Source organism: Archangium sp. (assembly GCF_045802675.1).
Taxonomy (GTDB): domain Bacteria; phylum Myxococcota; class Myxococcia; order Myxococcales; family Myxococcaceae; genus Archangium.
Genome location: NZ_JBJMQO010000040.1, coordinates 38,825 through 56,542 on the forward strand (window position 1 = coordinate 38,825; position 17,718 = coordinate 56,542).

The 17,718-nt window shown below is 69.9% G+C and carries 13 protein-coding genes; 8 read left to right on the forward strand and 5 right to left on the reverse strand.

Going from position 1 to position 17,718, the window contains the following annotated elements:
* Positions 1–32: 32 nt before the first annotated feature.
* Positions 33–365, forward strand: coding sequence for a hypothetical protein (locus ACJ8AN_RS11800; RefSeq protein WP_407755397.1), 333 nt, complete (start codon positions 33–35; stop codon positions 363–365).
* A 10-nt stretch (positions 366–375) separates the two neighbouring features.
* On the opposite strand, the gene ACJ8AN_RS11805 is transcribed toward ACJ8AN_RS11800, so the two are convergent.
* The gene (locus ACJ8AN_RS11805) at positions 376–1,518 is read right to left on the reverse strand and encodes a hypothetical protein (RefSeq protein WP_407755398.1); all 1,143 of its coding nucleotides are present in this window, start codon (positions 1,516–1,518) and stop codon (positions 376–378) included.
* A 380-nt stretch (positions 1,519–1,898) separates the two neighbouring features.
* On the opposite strand from ACJ8AN_RS11805, the gene ACJ8AN_RS11810 reads away from it, so the two are divergent.
* Entirely contained in the window at positions 1,899–4,313 is a 2,415-nt protein-coding gene (locus ACJ8AN_RS11810; RefSeq protein ID WP_407755399.1) for an ATP-binding protein, read from the forward strand.
* Positions 4,314–4,319: 6 nt separating this feature from the next.
* Here the strand turns inward: ACJ8AN_RS11810 and ACJ8AN_RS11815 are convergent, their stop codons facing one another.
* Positions 4,320–5,111 carry a phytanoyl-CoA dioxygenase family protein gene (locus ACJ8AN_RS11815; protein WP_407755471.1) on the reverse strand — a complete coding sequence of 264 codons (792 nt, stop codon included), beginning with the start codon at positions 5,109–5,111 and terminating at the stop codon, positions 4,320–4,322.
* A gap of 2 nt (positions 5,112–5,113) precedes the next feature.
* Complete coding sequence (locus tag ACJ8AN_RS11820) at positions 5,114–6,112, reverse strand: aldo/keto reductase (RefSeq protein WP_407755400.1); 999 nt, start codon at positions 6,110–6,112, stop codon at positions 5,114–5,116.
* 115 nt (positions 6,113–6,227) lie between these two features.
* Between ACJ8AN_RS11820 and ACJ8AN_RS11825 the strand changes: the two genes are divergently transcribed.
* The 5 genes from ACJ8AN_RS11825 (at position 6,228) to ACJ8AN_RS11845 (ending at position 14,615) form a co-directional block, all read left to right on the forward strand.
* On the forward strand, positions 6,228–7,181 hold the full coding sequence (locus tag ACJ8AN_RS11825; RefSeq protein WP_407755401.1) for an alpha/beta fold hydrolase: 954 nt from the start codon (positions 6,228–6,230) through the stop codon (positions 7,179–7,181).
* A 239-nt stretch (positions 7,182–7,420) separates the two neighbouring features.
* The gene (locus ACJ8AN_RS11830; protein WP_407755402.1) at positions 7,421–11,992 is read left to right on the forward strand and encodes a DUF4215 domain-containing protein; all 4,572 of its coding nucleotides are present in this window, start codon (positions 7,421–7,423) and stop codon (positions 11,990–11,992) included.
* Between the two features lie 573 nt (positions 11,993–12,565).
* A complete protein-coding gene (locus ACJ8AN_RS11835) occupies positions 12,566–12,937 on the forward strand; it encodes a DUSAM domain-containing protein (protein ID WP_407755403.1) in 372 nt (123 codons plus the stop codon).
* 92 nt (positions 12,938–13,029) lie between these two features.
* Positions 13,030–13,818, forward strand: coding sequence for an exodeoxyribonuclease III (locus ACJ8AN_RS11840; protein ID WP_407755404.1), 789 nt, complete (start codon positions 13,030–13,032; stop codon positions 13,816–13,818).
* A 17-nt stretch (positions 13,819–13,835) separates the two neighbouring features.
* Positions 13,836–14,615, forward strand: coding sequence for a lysophospholipid acyltransferase family protein (locus tag ACJ8AN_RS11845; protein WP_407755405.1), 780 nt, complete (start codon positions 13,836–13,838; stop codon positions 14,613–14,615).
* On the opposite strand, the gene ACJ8AN_RS11850 is transcribed toward ACJ8AN_RS11845, so the two are convergent.
* Complete coding sequence (locus ACJ8AN_RS11850) at positions 14,602–15,138, reverse strand: hypothetical protein (protein ID WP_407755406.1); 537 nt, start codon at positions 15,136–15,138, stop codon at positions 14,602–14,604. The genes ACJ8AN_RS11845 and ACJ8AN_RS11850 overlap by 14 nt on opposite strands.
* A 265-nt stretch (positions 15,139–15,403) precedes the next feature.
* Between ACJ8AN_RS11850 and ACJ8AN_RS11855 the strand changes: the two genes are divergently transcribed.
* On the forward strand, positions 15,404–16,552 hold the full coding sequence (locus tag ACJ8AN_RS11855) for a class I SAM-dependent methyltransferase (RefSeq protein WP_407755407.1): 1,149 nt from the start codon (positions 15,404–15,406) through the stop codon (positions 16,550–16,552).
* A gap of 70 nt (positions 16,553–16,622) precedes the next feature.
* On the opposite strand, the gene ACJ8AN_RS11860 is transcribed toward ACJ8AN_RS11855, so the two are convergent.
* Positions 16,623–17,657, reverse strand: a complete 1,035-nt coding sequence (locus tag ACJ8AN_RS11860) for a threonine aldolase family protein (RefSeq protein WP_407755408.1) — start codon at positions 17,655–17,657, stop codon at positions 16,623–16,625.
* Between the last annotated feature and the right edge of the window lie 61 nt (positions 17,658–17,718).

Below are 17,718 nucleotides of genomic sequence, written 5' to 3' on the forward strand. Positions count from 1 at the left end.
CGCAAGCTCCGCGGAGGGTGCAGATTCGAGGGGTGTTCCCCCCGCACCGCGAAGCCCCTCTCCGGCAGGAAGCGAAGCACGGCGCCCAGGACCCCGAGCGGCACGGCGGCGTGAAGCAGGAGGAGCGCCTGGAGGACACCGTGGGCGGGGGGCGCATCCGCTGCCCGAAGTGTGGCTGGCGGCCGCGCAAGAGCGACCTCTGGGGCTGCCGCTGCGGCTGCGCGTGGAACACCTTCGACACGGGCGGCAAATGCCCCCGGTGCGGCATCCACTGGAAGAACACCCAGTGCTTCCGCTGCATGCAGTGGAGCCCCCACGAGGACTGGTACACCCCGGGCACACCCGGCCAGGGCGCCGCCAGCTGAGCCGCTCCGCTCAGTTCCTCGCGGACGCGGGCATCCGCAGGCGCGCCACCACCCCGGCCAGGCTCGAGCTTCCGGGCTCGAACCGCGGCGCCTCGCGTGTGCTTCCCACCCCGTACGCCAGCACCGGGCCCAGGCGGCGCACGCTCGCCATCACGGGGTTGCGCACCAGCACCAGGTTGCCGCGCTCCGCCAACGCGGGCAGCCCGGCCGGTACGTCTCCTCCGTCCGTCAGCGCGCTCCCCAGGCGGCGCGTCCACACGTCCACGTAGCCGGCCAGCAGCAGCTCCCGGTACGTGGGCGCCCCCACCAGCCCCAGGTTGGCCGGCGTGTTGAAGCTCCCCACCAGCACCACCGGCAGCCGCTCGCCCCGCAGCGAGCCGATCAGCTCCTCCGCCTGCGCCAGCTGCACCCGCAGGCCCTCCTCGTCCGGCGCCGGCTCCAGGTGCGTGCTGACGAAGCGGTACTTCCGGCCCTCCACCGTCGCCGCCACCGAGGCCCAGCCCCTCGGCAGCGCCACCGGCCCGAGCCCCGCGCCCGGCACTTCTCGCCGCGCCGCGTAATTGTCCGTCCGGACTCCGTCCACCGGTACATCCGCCCGCGCGAGGATGACGTCGAAGTCCGTCAGACGCACATCGTCGAACGTGGGCCCGGCGCCGGTGAACACGGGCACCTCCACGTCCGCGTTGCGCACCCGCGCCACCTCCCGGTAGTGCAGCCCGCGCACCTCCAGCTCGTCCATCAGCTCGGGCAGGACGTCCAGCGTCACCGCCTCCGCCGCACGGGTTCCGCCGAAGAGGGAGTCCCCCGGGCTCTGCCGCCGCACCTGCGCCACCCGCTGCAGGCCAATCAGGTGCGGCCTCGCGTATTGAATCTCGTCCGCCAGGGCCCGCGCCCGCGTGGAGACGTCCTCGGAGTGCAGGGCGCCGAGCACCGCCGTGGCCCGCGCCGGCAGCTCCTCCCCGGGCGTCCGCAGCAACCGCTCCAGGCCCGTCTCCGGGCTCAGGTCGCGCGTCATCACCGTGAGTGCGCCCCGGTCGAAGAGCTCCGAAGTCGAGACCTCCTCCCGCCGCTCCTCCATCACCTGGGGCAACGCCGCCACCTGGCAGGCGCCCAGCGCCACCATCCACAACCCCACCGCGATCGCCCGCTTCATCAGTGACCTACCCCCCGGACCGGCCCCGCCCCGAGCTACCCCTGTCCACCCACCCGCGGCGGACAACCGGTGGGAGATAGGGCTCCCCCGCTCGGATGCCAGGGGGCCACGCATTCCTCCTCTTCCTGGCGATCACCATTGAGCACGTCGAGGTCGCACAAAGGTTGGACACGTGGCAATAATGCTGGCGCTCGCTGACCCTCCGGCCAGCCGGGATGCCCCCGTCCGTCCCCCCCCACCTCTCCCCGAGGAGCAGTCAACGAGAGTACGCTTCCGCCCAACAGGAGAGAGCGGTCCTCCTGGAACCGGGCGCTCCTGTGTGGACCGAGAGGGCCTCGATCTAGCAATCTTTCGTTTCCCCAGAATCCGCTCCTGCCTCCATGCGCTTTCTCCTCCTCAGTCGCGACGGTGACCACCCCATCGGGGCGGAGCTCTCCCGGATGGGCCACGAGGTCGTGGTCGCCTCGGGACCCGAGGTCACGGCCGCTACCGTCTCGCTGGTGGATGTGCTGGTGGTCGGGGCCGCGCAGGTCCGCGAGAAGTCCGAGTGGTTCAACCGGTTGCGCGCGCAGATCCGCGCCGCCGAGGTGTCCGTGCTCGGCATGGCGGAGAGCCTGGCCGAGGAGGAGCTCGCCCCGCTGATGGAGATCGGCGTGGACGACTACCTGGTGTCGCCCTACCACCCGGCGGACGTGCGCGCCCGCATCGCCCTCTTCGAGCGCCGCTGCTACGCCTTCATGCGCCGGCAGTCGCACGAGGAGTCGGCGCGCGGCGAAATCGAGCGGCTGGCGGCCATCATCCAGACGCAGAACGACATCGCGCTGGCGGGCCTGGACCTGGACGTGGTGATGCGGCTCATCGCCGAGCGGGCGATGATCCTCTGCGGCGCGGGCGGCGCGGCGGTGGGCATCATCGAGGGCGAGGAGATGTACTACCGCGTGTGCACGGGCTACTCGAAGCAATTCGAGGGCGCGCGCCTGGCCATCGCCAGCACCATGGCGGGCACCAGCGTGCTGCGCGGTGAGGTGATGCGCACCGACGACACCGAGCGCGACCCTCGCGCCAACGTGGATGCGGCGCGGCGGCTGAAGGTCCGCTCCATGCTCAACGTGCCCCTCAAGCGCGACAACCAGACGGTGGGCGTGTTGAGCATCGTCTCGCAGGTGCCGTTCGCTTTCGTGGACTCGGACGAGCGCACCCTGGAGCTGATGGCGGGCCTGCTCGGGGCCGCCATGGGCAACGCCGCCGAGCACGCGGCGAAGCAGGCGCTGATGACGGAGGTGGCCTCCATCGTCACCGCGCTGCAGGAGACGCAGCACCTCTTCGATTCGTTCCTCAACAACAACCCGGCCCTGGCGTACATGAAGGACGACGCGGGCCGGCGCATCTTCGCCAACGAGCCCTTCCGGCGCTTCTTCGGGCTGTCGCCCGGCGTGGACGTGAGCACCATCCCCGACGAGCAGCTCATGCCGCCGGAGACCGTCGCCCACCTGCACGAGCAGGATGAGCAGGCCTTCAAGACGGGCCAGCCCTCGGTCACCGAGAGCACCATCCCCACGCCGGACGGCGAGCCGCGCCAGTTCCTCACCTACCGCTTCATCGCCCGCGACAGCTCGGGCCGGCGCTTCCTCGGAGGCGTGTCCTTCGACATCACCGAGCGCAAGGCCGCCGAGGAGGCGCTGCGCCGCTCCGAGGAGAGCTTCCGCGCCCTCATCGAGGGCTCGCCCGAGGCCATCTTCGTGCACCGCGGCGGGCCGCTGCTCTACGTCAACCCGTCGGCCTGCTCCTTCCTGCACCTCAAGGGCAACGAGCTGGTGGGCCGCTCGCTGCTGGACTTCGTCCTCCCGGAGGACCGCGCCGAGGCCGCGAGCATGCTCGAGGGCCTCCCCGGCCGCGGCCTGATGCCCGGGGGCCACCGCGTGCGCGAGATCCGCTTCCAGCCTCCGGACGGGGGCGTGCTCACGGCGGAGATCAGCAGCCTGCGGCTCGTCTTCGCCGGCCAGCCCGCCACGCTGGTGAGCGCGCGGGATCTCACCGAGCGCAGGCAGATTCAGGCGCGGCTCGTCGTCGCGGACCGGCTGGCCTCGGTGGGTACGCTCGCCGCGGGCGTGGCGCACGAAATCAACAACCCGCTCGCCTTCGTCATCTCCAACCTGTCCTTCCTCACCGAGGAGCTGCAGGCCATCGCCGAGCAGCTGCCCGAGGGGCGCCTGAGCGAGATCAACGAGGTGCTCCAGGAGACGAACGAGGGCGTCAACCGCGTGCGCCTCATCGTCCAGGATCTCAAGACGTTCTCGCGAGGCGACGAGGAGCAGCCCACGGCGGTGGACCTGCGGCGCGTCATCGACTCGGCGCTGGCGCTGGCCCGCGGCGAGCTGCGCCACCGCGCCACCGTGGTGAAGGAGGTGGCCGAGGTGCCGCTCGTGGAGGGCAGCGAGGCGCGCTTCGGCCAGGTGGTGCTCAACCTGCTCATCAACGCCGCGCACGCCATCAGCGCCGGCCAGCCGGACAAGAACGAGATCCGCGTCTGCCTGCGCGCCGAGAGCGACCACGCCATCATCGAGGTGAGGGACACCGGGTGCGGCATGGCCCCCGAGGTGCTCGGCCGCATCTTCGATCCCTTCTTCACCACCAAGCCGGTGGGCGTGGGCACGGGGCTCGGCCTGTCCATCTGCCACGGCATCATCACCGGCTTCGGCGGGGAGATCACCGCCAGCAGCGAGCAGGGCAAGGGCAGCACCTTCCGCATCAGCCTGCCCTCCATCCGCAAGAACCGGATGAAGCTGGGCGCGTAGCGCGGCTCAGCGCGAGGCGCGGCGGAAGAGCGGGAAGAAGTCCCGAGGGGCCTTCTTCTTGCGCACGCAGCGCGTGTCCGCGCTCATGTAACAGGCTGAGAAGCCCCGCCTCCGCTGGCCCGTGCGGCTCGGCGCCGAGCGGTGCCACACGTAGTTGTGCAGCAGCAGCACCTCGCCCGCCTTCACCGGCAGGGGGACCGCGAGCGTGTCCGCCTCGCGCGCCGCCACCTGGTCCGGCGGCACCACGCCCCCGAGCGCCGTCGCCAGCCCCCAGCGGTGGCTCCCCGGCACCACCTCCACGCAGCCTCCGTCCAGCGGCGCGTCATCCAACGCCGTCCACAGCTGTAGCTCGGGATCCTTGGTGAGGCCCCACAGCCGGCCCCCGTCCTGGTGCCAGGGCAGCTCGCTGCCGCCGCGCTGGCCCTTGTGGAAGAGGATGGCCCGGTAGAGGCAGATGTCCCCGGGGAGGCGCGCGCGGGCGAGGCGCTCGAAGAGGGGATTCTCCATCCACTCGAGGAAGCGCGGATCCTTCTCCAGCTTCTCCAGCTTGCGGTAGTCCAGCGACGGCCCCTGCCAGCCGAGCCCCAACGGCGCGTCCTCGTAGCGGCCCGTGGGCGCGTCCATCTGCCAGAAGAAGCCGGGGTAGCTCACCCGGCCCAGCATCAAGTCGTCCGCGCGCTCGCGCAGGGCCTCCAGGCCCTCGGGGCTCAGCAGCGGGCCCAGGCGCGCGTAGCCATGCTCGGCGTAGTGCGCGAGCGGCCCGGCGATGTCGAAAGTCTCCGCGTCCACCGCCAGCATGCTCACCTCGCGTACGTGGCGTCCGTGCCGAGCCACTCCCGGTACACCTCGTCCACGCGCGAGGCCACCTCCGCGGGCAGCGGCTTCGCGCACGCGTCCAGCGCGGCGTCCAGGTGCTCCACCGTGCCCGGGCCCGCCAGCACCGAGTCCACCCCGGGCCGGCCCGCCAGCCACGCGTAGGCGAGCTCCACCAGCGAGAGGCCCGCGGCCTCGGCCACCTCGCGCAGGCGCCCGGCCAGCTCGAAGAGGCGGGGGGACCAGTAGCGGCGCTGGTAGAGGCGGTTGCCGTCGAAGCGCGAGCCCGGGGGGATGGGGCCGCCCGGCACATGGCGCCCGGAGAGCAGCCCTCCGGCCAGCGGGTTGTAGACGGTGGTGTGGATGGGGTAGCGCCTCGTGAAGGGCAGGTACTCCACCTCGAGCTGGCGCACCAGCGGGTTGTAGAGCACCTGGGACAGCTTGGGGTGCGGCAGGCCGCGCGCGTCGCACGGGCCGCGCAGCTCCAGCAGTTGCCAGGCCGCGTGGTTGGACACGCCCCAGTGCCGCGCCTTGCCCGCGCGCAGCAGCCCGTGCACGGCCTCCAGCGTCTCCTCCACCGGCGTGGCCGCGTCCGGGGCGTGCAGGTAGAGCACGTCCACGTAGTCCGTCCCGAGCCGCTTCAGGCTGTCCTCCACCGCACGTGTCACCTGCGCTCCGGAGAGGCCCTCGGGTCTGCCCCGGACGCGCGCCAGGCCCACCTTCGTGGCGATGCCCACCTCGGAGCGCCGGCCGCGCAGCGCCTGGCCGAGGAGCCGCTCGGCCTCACCGTTGCCGTACGAGTTGGCCGTGTCGAAGAAGGGCACGCCGCGCTCCAGGGCGCGAGCCACGAGCCGCTGCGCCTCGGGGGCGGGCGTGCGGGCACCGAAGTTCATCGTGCCCACGGCCACGACGGCGGGAGGCGCTTCCGGGCCCGGGGGACGGGGCTCGAGCCAGCGCACAAGAGGGGAGGAGTCGGAGAAGGTCATGGGAAGCAGAGGGGAGAACGCTGGGAAACACGAGGCCCGGCGGGAACATTCGTGACACCGGATAGTGAACGCGAGCCCTTGCGCCCTGGGGGGGGCGGACGAATGGTGCGAGGGCATGCCCTACCGCCGCCTCACCCGTTTCGTCACCGCTCCCGATGGCACCCGCATCGCGTACCACACGCATGTGGGCAATGCCCCCGAGGACGAGGCGGAACCGGAGTTCGCCACCCGCCAGGCGGTGCTGCTCACCAACGGCATCGGCACCTCGGAGAACTTCTGGCGCTACATCGTCGCGGACCTGGAGCAGGACCACCGCGTGGTGCACTGGGACTACCGGGGCCACGGCCGCAGCGAGCTGTCCACCATCGGTGACTACGCGCTGCGCGCCCACGTGGACGACCTCGAGCGCATCACCGAGCAGGTGATGGCCCGTGGTGACGGCCGCCCGCCCCACCAGGTGGGCTTCTCCATGGGCGTCCGGGTGGTGCTCGAGCTGTACCGGCGCCGGCCCGCGTTGGTGCCCGCCATGACGCTCATCGCCGGCAGCCCCTCCACGCCGGACCCGACGGCCTGGCTCCTCCCGCTGCCCGGCGGACAGGGCACCCTGGCGCGCGGCCTGCGGACCCTGACACCGCTGGTGCCCCGGGCGGCGCCCCTCGTCCATCAGCTCCTCGCCTCGCGGCTGGCGTATCCGTTCGGGCGTGCCTCGGGGCTGCTGCGGGCCCGGGCCCCTCGCGCGGACATCGTCGAGTTCCTGCTGGCCCTGCGCCGGATGGATCCACAGGCCTTCTGGATGATGATGCGCGGCCTGGTGGACGCGCCTCCGAGCTGGGATGTGCTGCCCCACGTCCGGGTGCCCACGCAGCTCATCGCCGCGAAGAACGATCTGCTGGTGCCGCTGCGCGAGATGGAGCGGATGCGCGAGCGGATACCCGCCGCGGAGTGGGTGCTGGTGGAGGACGCGGGCCACGCGGGGCTGGTGGAGGCGGGCACGGAGATCGCCGAGGCCGTGCGTGCCTTCCGTCAGGCCCGCGGCGTGGGCCCGGCGCACCCGGCCCAGGCGACCTGAGCGCTGGGACGTTCCGTTGCAGGTGAAATCAAATCAGTGTCACTTAATTGGCACATCAAAATCGGGCATGATGGACGCTGATCCGGTCACACCCCGCCTGCAGCGGGGATGCGGTTGCACCGGATCGGGTGTGCCCGATGCTGCCAATCCGTCGACTTGGAGTCGTTGCCTTCACTGCGGTGCTGCTCGTGTTGACGGGGTGCGGTGGAGGGGAAGACGCCGCGCGTTGCGGTGATGGCGTGAGGAACGGCGCCGAGCAGTGTGACGATGGCAACACGGTGAATGGAGACGGGTGCGAGAACACCTGTACTCCGACTCCCGGGGCACCGCCGGTCTGCGGCAATGCGATCCTCGAAGCGCCCGAGCAGTGCGACGACGGCAACACCGTGGGCGGCGATGGGTGCGAGCACAACTGCACCCTGCCCGAGGTGGACGGGGGGACGCGGGCCGACGCGGGCACGGGGACGGATGCCGGCACGGGGACGGACGCGGGGACCCAGACGGACGCGGGGACCCAGACGGACGCGGGGACCCAGACGGACGCGGGCTCCGAGATGGATGCTGGCACCACGACGGACGCGGGTTCGTCGGGGCCCGTCTGCGGCAACTCGATCCTCGAGCCGCCCGAGCAGTGCGATGACGGCAACACGGTGGGCGGTGACGGGTGCGAGCACAACTGCACCCTGCCCGCGGTGGACGCGGGGACGGACGCGGGAACCCAGGCAGATGCCGGTACGGTGACCGACGACGCGGGGACGGACGCGGGAACCCATGCGGATGCCGGTACGGTGACCGACGCGGGTACCGAGCTCGACGCGGGCACTACGACAGACGCGGGCATCGAAATGGATGCTGGCACTGCGCCGGATGCAGGCACGACGACGGACGCGGGTACGACGACGGACGCGGGTACGTACGAGGACGCGGGCACCACGCTTGATGCAGGCACTGCGCCGGATGCAGGCACCGAGACGGACGCGGGTACGTACGAGGACGCCGGTACCACGACGGACGCGGGTACCACGCTTGATGCAGGCAATGCGCCGGATGCAGGCACTACGACGGACGCGGGCACCACGGTGGACGCGGGCACCACGACGGACGCGGGTACCACGACGGACGCGGGCTCTGATGCGGGCACCTGGGACGCGGGCTCGGATGGAGGGAGCTGGGATGCGGGCTCCGACGCGGGCACGGGGATCGGAACGATCGTCGAGTGCCCCGCCGCTTCGCTGCCTCCGCCCACGTCGGGCACGTGTACGGTGACGCCGGGCAGCACCAGCCGCCTCATCACCGGCGTCATCCTCGCGCCGGACAAGGTCTACAACGGCGGCCAGGTCCTCTTCGATTCGGCCGGCGTCATCCAGTGCGTGAGCTGCGATTGCTCGGGTGCGGCCGGTGCGGCCACGGCCACGCAGGTGGTGTGCCCTCGCGGCGTGGTGTCGCCGGGTCTCATCAACTCGCACGACCACATCACCTTCCAGAGCCCTCCCTATACCGGCTACACCGCGGAGCGCTACGAGCACCGCCACGACTGGCGCACGGGCCACGACGGGCACACGAGGATCCCGTCCGGCAGCACCGCCACCTCCGCGGCCATCCGCTGGGCCGAGCTGCGGCAGGTGATGGCGGGCACCACCTCCATCGCGGGCTCCGGCGGCCAGAACGGGCTCCTGCGCAACCTCGACAAGGCGAGCACCTCCACGAGCGGCGGCAACCAGGAGGGCCTCGGCATCGGCGTCTCCGGAGCGAACTACGCGACCTTCCCGCTGGGTGACACCTCGGGCACCGAGCTCACCTCGGGCTGCTCCTACCCGGGCATCGACACGCCGAGCGACATCCCGAGCGACGCGGCCTACCTGCCGCACATCGCCGAGGGCATCGAGACCTCCGCCCGCAACGAGTTCCTCTGCACCTCGGGGCTCAACCCGGCCGGGCAGGAGCTCATCGGTCCTCGGACGGCGGTCATCCACGGCATCGGCCTGCGCGCCTCGGACATCGGGCTGATGGCCACCAAGGGCGCGAGCCTCGTCTGGTCGCCGCGCTCCAACGTGTCGCTCTACGGAGACACCGCCCAGGTGTCCGTCTACAAGCGGCTGGGCGTCAACATCGCGCTGGGCTCGGATTGGCTGCCCACCGGCTCGATGAACCTGCTGCGCGAGCTGCGCTGCGCGGACTACCTCAACAGCATCTACTACAACGCCAGCTTCAAGGACTCCGAGCTGTGGGCGATGGTCACCCACAACGCGGCCCAGGCCACGCGCACCTCGTCGAAGATCGGCGACCTCGTGCCGGGCAAGGTGGCGGACCTCGCCATCTTCCGGCTCAACGCCTTCGCGCACTCGCCGTACCGAGCGGTCATCGCCGCCAATCCCGAGGACGTGGTCCTCACCCTGCGCGGCGGCAAGCCGCTCTACGGTGACGCGACGCTGCTGGATGGGCTCGGCGTCACGGGCTGCGACGCGCTCGACGTGTGCGGAACCTCGCGCAAGGTGTGCCTCCAGTCGGAGACCGGCGAGTCGTTCTCCACGCTGCAGACGGCGAACTCGAGCGCCTACAAGCTCTTCTTCTGCGGCGCGGATCCGTCCGACGAACCCATGTGCTCGCCGCAGCGCGCGTCCACGAGCTCGAGCGCCCCCGGCTCGGTCAACGGCTCGACGCTGTACTCGGGAGTCCCCAGCGGTAACGACATCGACGGCGACGGCATCCCCGACGTCTCCGACAACTGCCCCAACGTCTTCAACCCCGTGCGGCCCCTGGACAACGGCAAGCAGGCGGACACGGACGGGGACGGAGCGGGGGACATGTGCGACGTGTGCCCGCTCTCCGCGTACTCCACCGAGTGCGCTCCGCCCGACCCGAATGACCTGGATGGCGATGGCGTGCTCAACGCCGTGGACAACTGCCCCAATGACGCCAATCCGGGTCAGGAGGACTCGGACGGGGATGGCATGGGCGATGTCTGCGACGTGTGCCCCGTGTCCAACCCCGGGGGCTCGGCGTGCCCGGTGAGCATCTACGCGCTCAAGACGCCGGTGGGTGGCGCCTCGCCGTGGGTGGGCAAGCTCGTCGCCCTCAACAACGTGCTGGCGACGGCCACGGGCACCTCGGGCTTCTTCGTCCAGGTGTCGCCGGAGGAGTCGGGTTACGCGGGCCCCTCGTACTCCGGCCTCTTCGTCTACAAGCCCGGCCACACCGTCAAGGCGGGCGATCGCGTGGACATTGGCAACGGGACCCTCTCCGACTACTTCGGCCAGCTCCAGCTCAACAGCCCGGCCACCCTCACCGTCAGGAGCTCGGGCAACCCGCTGCCCACGCCCGTCGAGATGTGGCCCTCGGACGTGGCCACCGGTGGGGCGTACGCGCAGCAACTGGAAGGCGTGCTCGTCCGCGTCCGGGGCGTCGAGGTGACGCAGCTCGAGCCGGCCGTGGGCTCGGGTGACACCGCCCCCACCTACGAGTTCGTGGTGAACGGGTCGCTGCGCATCAACGACTTCTTCTACCGCTACACGATGCCGAAGGTGGGCGATCTCTACGCGTCCATCTCCGGTGTGCTCGAGTGGCGCAACAACAACTCCAAGCTGGAGCCGCGCTCCAGTGCGGATGTGGTGGTCGACTCGACGGTGAGCCTCGTGGACCTGAGCCCCGCGGATGGGACGTTCGTGCGGGATGGCGACGCCGGCCCCACGTACCCCACGCAGATCACCCTGAAGCTGAGCCGGGCGGCCGATGTGGACACGTTCGTCTCGGTGACGTCCACGAATCCGGGCGTGATCATCCCCCTGGCGGGCGTGGTCGTTCCCGCCGGGCAGAGCACCGCGACGGTGTGGGTGAACGTCAATCTGTCGGTCGCGGGCGCTACCGCGGGTGACACGTTGCTGACGGCGACGCTCGATGGCATCTCGCGCTCCGCCCTGGTGAAGGTGCTGGCGATGGCCGAGCCTTCGCACCTGTCGGCGATGGGCTCCACGAGCTCCACGGTGGCGTCGGGCGGAACGGCGCAGTTCTCCGTGGCGGTGGATGTGCCGCCCGCGACGGACACGGTGGTGTCGCTGTCCGTGTCGCCCTCGGGGATTGGCACGGTGCCCGCCACGGTGACCATCCCGGCGCACCAGGTGAGCGCCGTGTTCACGTTCACGGCCTCCGCGAGCCAGAGCGGCACGGCGACCGTCACCGCGGCGCTCGGGGGCGAGTCGCGCTCGGCCACCATCGAGGTGCAGGGCCTGCCCGCCACGGATCACGTGGTCATCAGCGAGTTCGCCGTGTTGGGCAGCGGCGGAGCGGATGACGAGTTCGTCGAGCTCTACAACCCGACCGCCGCCGAGGTGGACCTGTCCGGCTGGAAGATCCAGTACAAGAGCGCCGCCGGAGTGAGCTACACGGGCAGCGTCACGCTGCCGTCGGGCTCGAAGATCGCGCCGCGGAGCTACTTCCTGGTGACGGGGAAGGGCTACTCCGGAACGGTGGCGGGGGACGTGAACTGGGCCAGCGCCCTGGGGTACTCGGGGACGGTGGGTCACGTGCGCCTGGGCAAGCCGGGCATCACCACGGGGAAGACGGATCCGCTGACGGTGGACACGGTGGGCTACGGCTCCACCGCGGACTCGGGCGAGACGAGCCCCGTGACGGGGACCCAGGCCTCGGGCGGCAGCTTCGAGCGCAAGGCCCGTGCGAGTTCCACGGCCGCCTCGATGGAGACGGGCGCGGACGCCGCCCAGGGCAACGGCTACGACTCGAACAACAACGCCGCGGACTTCGTCCTGCGCTCCACGCGAGGGCCGCAGAGCAAGCTCAGCCCGTCCGAGCCGTGAAGCACCCGGGTGGCCGGCGCGCGTCGGGACTGGACCGGCGCGCGCCGCTCGGGGCATGAGGGTATGAACAACCGACCTGACGAGCCCATGGCCCGCGTTGGCGCGCCCTGTTTGACAACCCCTAGCCTCGCGGGAATGAAACATTGGAATGACGCCCTGACCTTCGGGGTGGCTGTGTTGTGGGGCGTTCTCGTATCGGGATGCTCGGCTGGTACTGCTGCTATTGGCCTGAGCGACTGCGGGAACAACACCATGACCTGTTGCATCCAAAAGCACCCGTACGACCCAGCGGGAGCTTGTGGTGCCACTGCTGCGGACATAGCGGAGGCGATAGAAGCAGGGGTGAAGGTCGAGGACGCTCTACAACGCAGGACGGACGAGGGGGCGGGTGAGGGCGAGGGGGAGGATGCTGATGACCCCGATGAGGGATGGCGGGAGCATTGCCGTGACACCTATGTCCAGTGCAGGAGTCAGATGAACCCGCGCTGGAAGGGCGACTGCCATGCCTGCTTTCGGTTGTGCGAGGGGCAGCACCAGTGGCCGTTTCACCTGTGCAAACCGCGAATGTGACGCATGAGCGAAGAAAAAGATTGGGAAGAGGTACGTGCACTGGCGGAACAGCTCGAGCGGGGCCATGCGCTGGAGCTCACTGCGTCCGTATGCGAACTCTTGCGGCGTGCAGCCCGACAAGTGGCTCTGTCCGATGATGATGCGGTACATGGCCTCCGCACTCCCTCGGACGCGGCACTCCTCGTGGCGAAGATTTCCCGAAGGATTCGCGTAGGCTCTCGGCGCTTGTCCCGTGCCATTGTGGATGCCAGCCGTCTTCAAGACACCGGGGACATTCAGGGGGCGCGGAAGTTGTTCGAGGACGTGCTGGCCGTTGAGGTCGTGCCGCTGTATCGCGAGATTGCTCAAACGCAGTTGAATGCCCTGGAGGAGTAGAACCCGGCCAGTGTCAACGGAGCTGTCGCAAGCGGGAGGGGCCTACCCAGAGGGGACTGGAAATGTGCGCGCCGCTCGGGCATTGAGCCGGTGTGCGGATCGTCTCCTGGAACGTGAACGGGCTGAGGTCGGCCCACAAGAAGGGCTTCCTGGACTGGCTGGCGGCCGAAAAGGCCGACGTCGTGGGTGTGCAGGAGGTGCGCGCCCGCGAGGAACAGCTCCCCGAGGAAGTGCGGACCCCCGAGGGCTGGCGTGCCACGCATTTCGTGGCGGCCGAGCGTCCCGGCTACAGCGGCGTCGGCCTCTTCGCGCGCAAGGCGCCGGACGACGTGGAGTCGCTGCTGGGCGTGAAGGAGATGGACTGCGAGGGCCGCCTCCAGGTGGCCCGCTTCGGCCGTCTCACGGTGGTCAACTGCTACTTCCCCAACGGCAATGGGAAGGAGCGGGACAACAGCCGGGTGCCCTTCAAGCTGGCCTTCTACCGTCGGCTCTTCAAGCGGCTGGAGAAGGGCTTTCGCGATGGTGAGCGCATCCTCGTGATGGGGGACTTCAACACCGCGCACCAGGAGATCGACCTGGCGCGGCCCCGGGACAACCGGGAGACGAGCGGCTTCCGCCCCGAGGAGCGCGAGGAGTTCGACCGGTGGATCCGCGCCGGCTGGGTGGACACCTTCCGCCACTTCGAGAAGGGCGAGGGGCACTACAGCTGGTGGAGCCAGCGCTTCGGGGTGCGCGAGCGCAACGTGGGGTGGCGCCTGGACTACGTGCTGGCCTCGCCCGGGGCCATGCCCTATGTGAAGCGAGCGGCCATCCACCCCCTCATCCTGGGCTCGGACCACTGCCCGGTGAGCGTGGATCTGGACCCCAAGGTCCGCCGCTGATAGGGCGGAAGGCTCCCATGAACGCACTGCTCTCCATGTATGCGTGGTTGGAAACCGGCCTGGTGGCCCTCACGGGCTTCTGCCTGCAGGCCCCGCTGGCCCTCACCTGGCCCTTCGACAAGCGCAAGGTCCTCACGGGGCGCGCCTTCCGGCTCATCGGCGTGACGGCGGCCAGGCTCAACCCCTTCTGGAAGTTCGGCGTGCACGGGACGCCCACGCGCCCCTCGGGCCGCACCGTGGTGGTGAGCAACCACGAGTCCAACGCGGACCCCTTCCTCATCTCCTTCCTTCCCTGGGAGATGAAGTGGCTGGGCAAGGCCTCGCTCTTCAAGATTCCCGTGGTGGGCTGGAGCATGTGGCTGGCCGGCGACATCCCCGTGCGCCGCGGCGAGAAGGACTCGGCCCTGGAGGCCATGGCCACCTGCGCCCGCTGGCTCGACAAGGGCATGCCCGTGATGATCTTCCCCGAGGGCACGCGCTCGAAGACGGACGAGCTGCTGCCCTTCAAGGACGGCGCCTTCCGCCTGGCCATCGAGACGGGCGCGGACGTGCTGCCCCTGGCGGTGAGCGGCACGCGCCGGGCGCTGCCCAAGCACTCGTGGCGCTTCGCGACCTCCCGCGCCCTGGTGACGGTGGGCAAGCCCATCTCCACCCAGGGCATGACGCTCGCGGACGTGGAGCGGCTCAAGGAGCTGGCCCGGACGCAGATCCTCGAGCTCCGGGCCTCGTTGATGCCGCACACGAGCGCCGGGGCCGCGGCGCCCTCCGAGAGCGGGGAGGCGGTCAGTCCTCGCTGAAGCGCAGCTCGCAGTTGCGGGTGCCGCTGCCGGAGAGGACTCCTCCGATGAGCTTCTGGAGGAGCTCCTCTCCATTGATGTTGATGGAGAGCTGGTTCTTCTCGCCGGCGATGGTGGCGCCCTCGTCGGCCTGAAGCCGGCCCCCGATGGCGTTCACGTCGCCCGCGACGCTGGCGCCCTTCTCGATGCGGACGTCCCCACCGAGGGCGGACACGTCGCCCACCACCCGGGCGCCCGCTTCGATCGTCACCTTGCCTCGGATGGCCGTCACGTCGTTCACCGTGGTGCCCGCGCGGATGATCACGTTGCCGTCGATGGCCACCGCGTCCCGGACCGCCGAGCCCTTGTCGTCGACGACCAGGTCCTTGCCCTGGGCGACGAGGTCCCCCTTCTTGACGCTGATGGTGCACTTCCCGCCCTTGTGGGCCTTGTCGGCCTTCGAGTCCTCGTCTCCGGCGCGGGCGGTGGTGGACACGGCGAGCAGCGACACGACGGCGAGGGCGGACAGCAGGGACCTGGACATGGTTCTGGGACTCCGGGAGAGCGGCCGCTCGGGGCGGCGCGTCCAGGTCTACGGCGCTCGCCGGGAACGATTGCCGGGCGCCCGGGCGCGGCTCCGGGGCCGGACGCACCCCGAGTGGACGCGGGAAGTCAATCACCCTGTGGGCGACGGTTCCCGTTCAATTCCGGTATTTGGAGATACCCGAGCCTGCTCATCTGTACGTAGAGTATTTGGCCGCTCGCGTCATGTCGGCCGTGGCCACACGCGAGTCTCACCAGGAGGATGCATGGACGCAGCTACGTCGTTCCGTCTGAACCCGAAGGACCCTTCCATCAGCGCGCGCTACGCCGCCGGGACGGTTCCGATGGCCACCGTCATTGAGGACTACATCCACCAGCGGCTCGACATCGAGGGTGACTTTCGCACGTTCATTCGCGAGCGGCAGAAGGTCGTCGACTACAAGCCCGTCGCCGAGCACTTCAAGTTCCTCTTCACCCGCTTCCTGCCCGAGGTCGTCATCCACTCGCAGGAGCAGGACGTGCGCATCGCCCGCGAGCACTATGATCGCGGCAACGACTTCTTCGGCTGGTTCCTCGGGCCGCGGATGATCTACACCTCGGGCTTCTTCACCTCGCCCAACCAGACGCTCGAGGAGGCGCAGGACCAGAAGATGCGGCTGGTCGGCGAGAAGCTGCACCTCAAGAAGGGCGAGCGCTACCTGGACATCGGTTGTGGCTGGGGAACGCTCGTGGCCACCGCCGCCAAGGACTACGGCGTCGACTCCACGGGTATCACCATCGCGGAGAAGGGCTCCGCGTACGCCACCGAGCAGATCGCCCGCATGGGCGTGAGCGACCGGGCGCGCATCCTCACCCTGGACTACCGCGACATCCCGCCGGGCCCGTACGACAAGATCTCCTGCCTGGAGATGGCCGAGCACGTGGGCGTGAAGAACTTCCAGTCCTTCATGGAGCAGATCTACGGGATGCTGGCCGATGACGGCCTGTTCTACCTGCAGATCGCCGGACTGCGCGCCAAGAAGGGCACGCTGGGCTTCCACCTCGAGGATCTGGTGTGGGGCCTGTTCATGAACAAGTACATCTTCCCGGGCGCGGATGCCTCCATGCCGCTGTCGTTCGTGGTCCGCCACATGGAGAGCGCGGGCTTCGAGATCCACAGCGTGGAGAACGTGGGCATCCACTACTCGCTGACCATCTCGCGCTGGTACGACAACTGGATGAACAACCGCGCCGAGGTCGTGAAGACCTATGGCGAGTGGTGGTTCCGCGTGTGGCAGATGTTCCTCGGCTGGTCCGTGGAGATCGCCGCGCAGGGCTCCTCCACGTGCTTCCAGATCGTCGCCAACAAGAACCTGGACGGCTTCAACCGCATGCGCTGGGTGGGTGCCAAGAACCTGGGCGAGCGCGATCTCTAGCCCGACCGGGATTCGTTGATAGGCCCGCTGGCAGGTCCGCCAGCGGGTCCGCCGGGAGGACGGGCGCGGCTCAGCCGCCCACGAGCTCACGCAGCCGGGCGGTGAAGCCGCGCACGTCTTCCTCGGTGGTGTCGAAGGACGTCATCCACCGCACCTCCGAGGTGGACTCGTCCCAGACGTAGAAGAAGGTGTGCTCCTGCAGCCGGGAGATGATGCCGGCTGGGAGCGCGGCGAAGACGCCGTTGGCCTGGGTGGGCCGGGTGAGGCGCACCTTGGGGATGGAGGAGACCTCCTTGGAGAGCAGCGCGGCCATGGCGTTGGCGTGGCGCGCGCTCTTCAGCCAGAGGTCATCGGTGAGCAGCGCCTCGAACTGGGCGGCCACGAAGCGCATCTTCGAGGCGAGCTGCATGCCCTGCTTGCGGATGAAGCGGAAGTCGGGCGCGAGCTTCGGCTCGAAGACGACCACGGCCTCGCCCACCATGAGGCCAATCTTGGTGCCGCCGAAGGACAGCACGTCCACGCCGCAGTCGGTGGTGATGGCGCGCAGCGGGACGCCGAGCGCGGCGGCGGCGTTGGAGATGCGGGCACCGTCCATGTGCAGGTACATGCCGTGGCGGTGCGCCAGGTCCGCGAGCGCACGCACCTCCTCGGGCGTGTAGACGGTGCCCAGCTCGGTGGACTGGGAGATGGAGATGACGCGGGGCTGGACGTGGTGCTGATCACCCAGGCCGCGGATGCGCGGCTCCACCAGCGCCGGCGTCAGCTTGCCGTCCGGGGTGGGGATGTCCACGAGCTTGCAGCCGGTGAGCTTCTCCGGAGCGCCGCACTCGTCCACGTTGATGTGGGCCGTCTCCGAGCAGAGCACGGCGTGGTAGGGCCGCAAGAGCGCGCTCAGGCCGAGCACGTTGGCGCCAGTGCCGTTGAAGACGAAGTGGACGTCCACGTGCGAGCCCAGGTGCTCGCGGAACTTCGCCACCGCGCGCTCGGTCCACGAGTCGCTGCCGTAGGCCAGGGAGTGGCCCACGTTGGCCCGGGCAATGGCCTCGAGCAGGGTGGGGTGGATCCCCGCGTTGTTGTCGCTGGCAAAGCCTCGCTTCGGATTCATGGGCGGTCCGCTCCTGGGTCGGTGCGCTTCGGAGCGCTCCCTGTACCCGCGATTCCGCCAC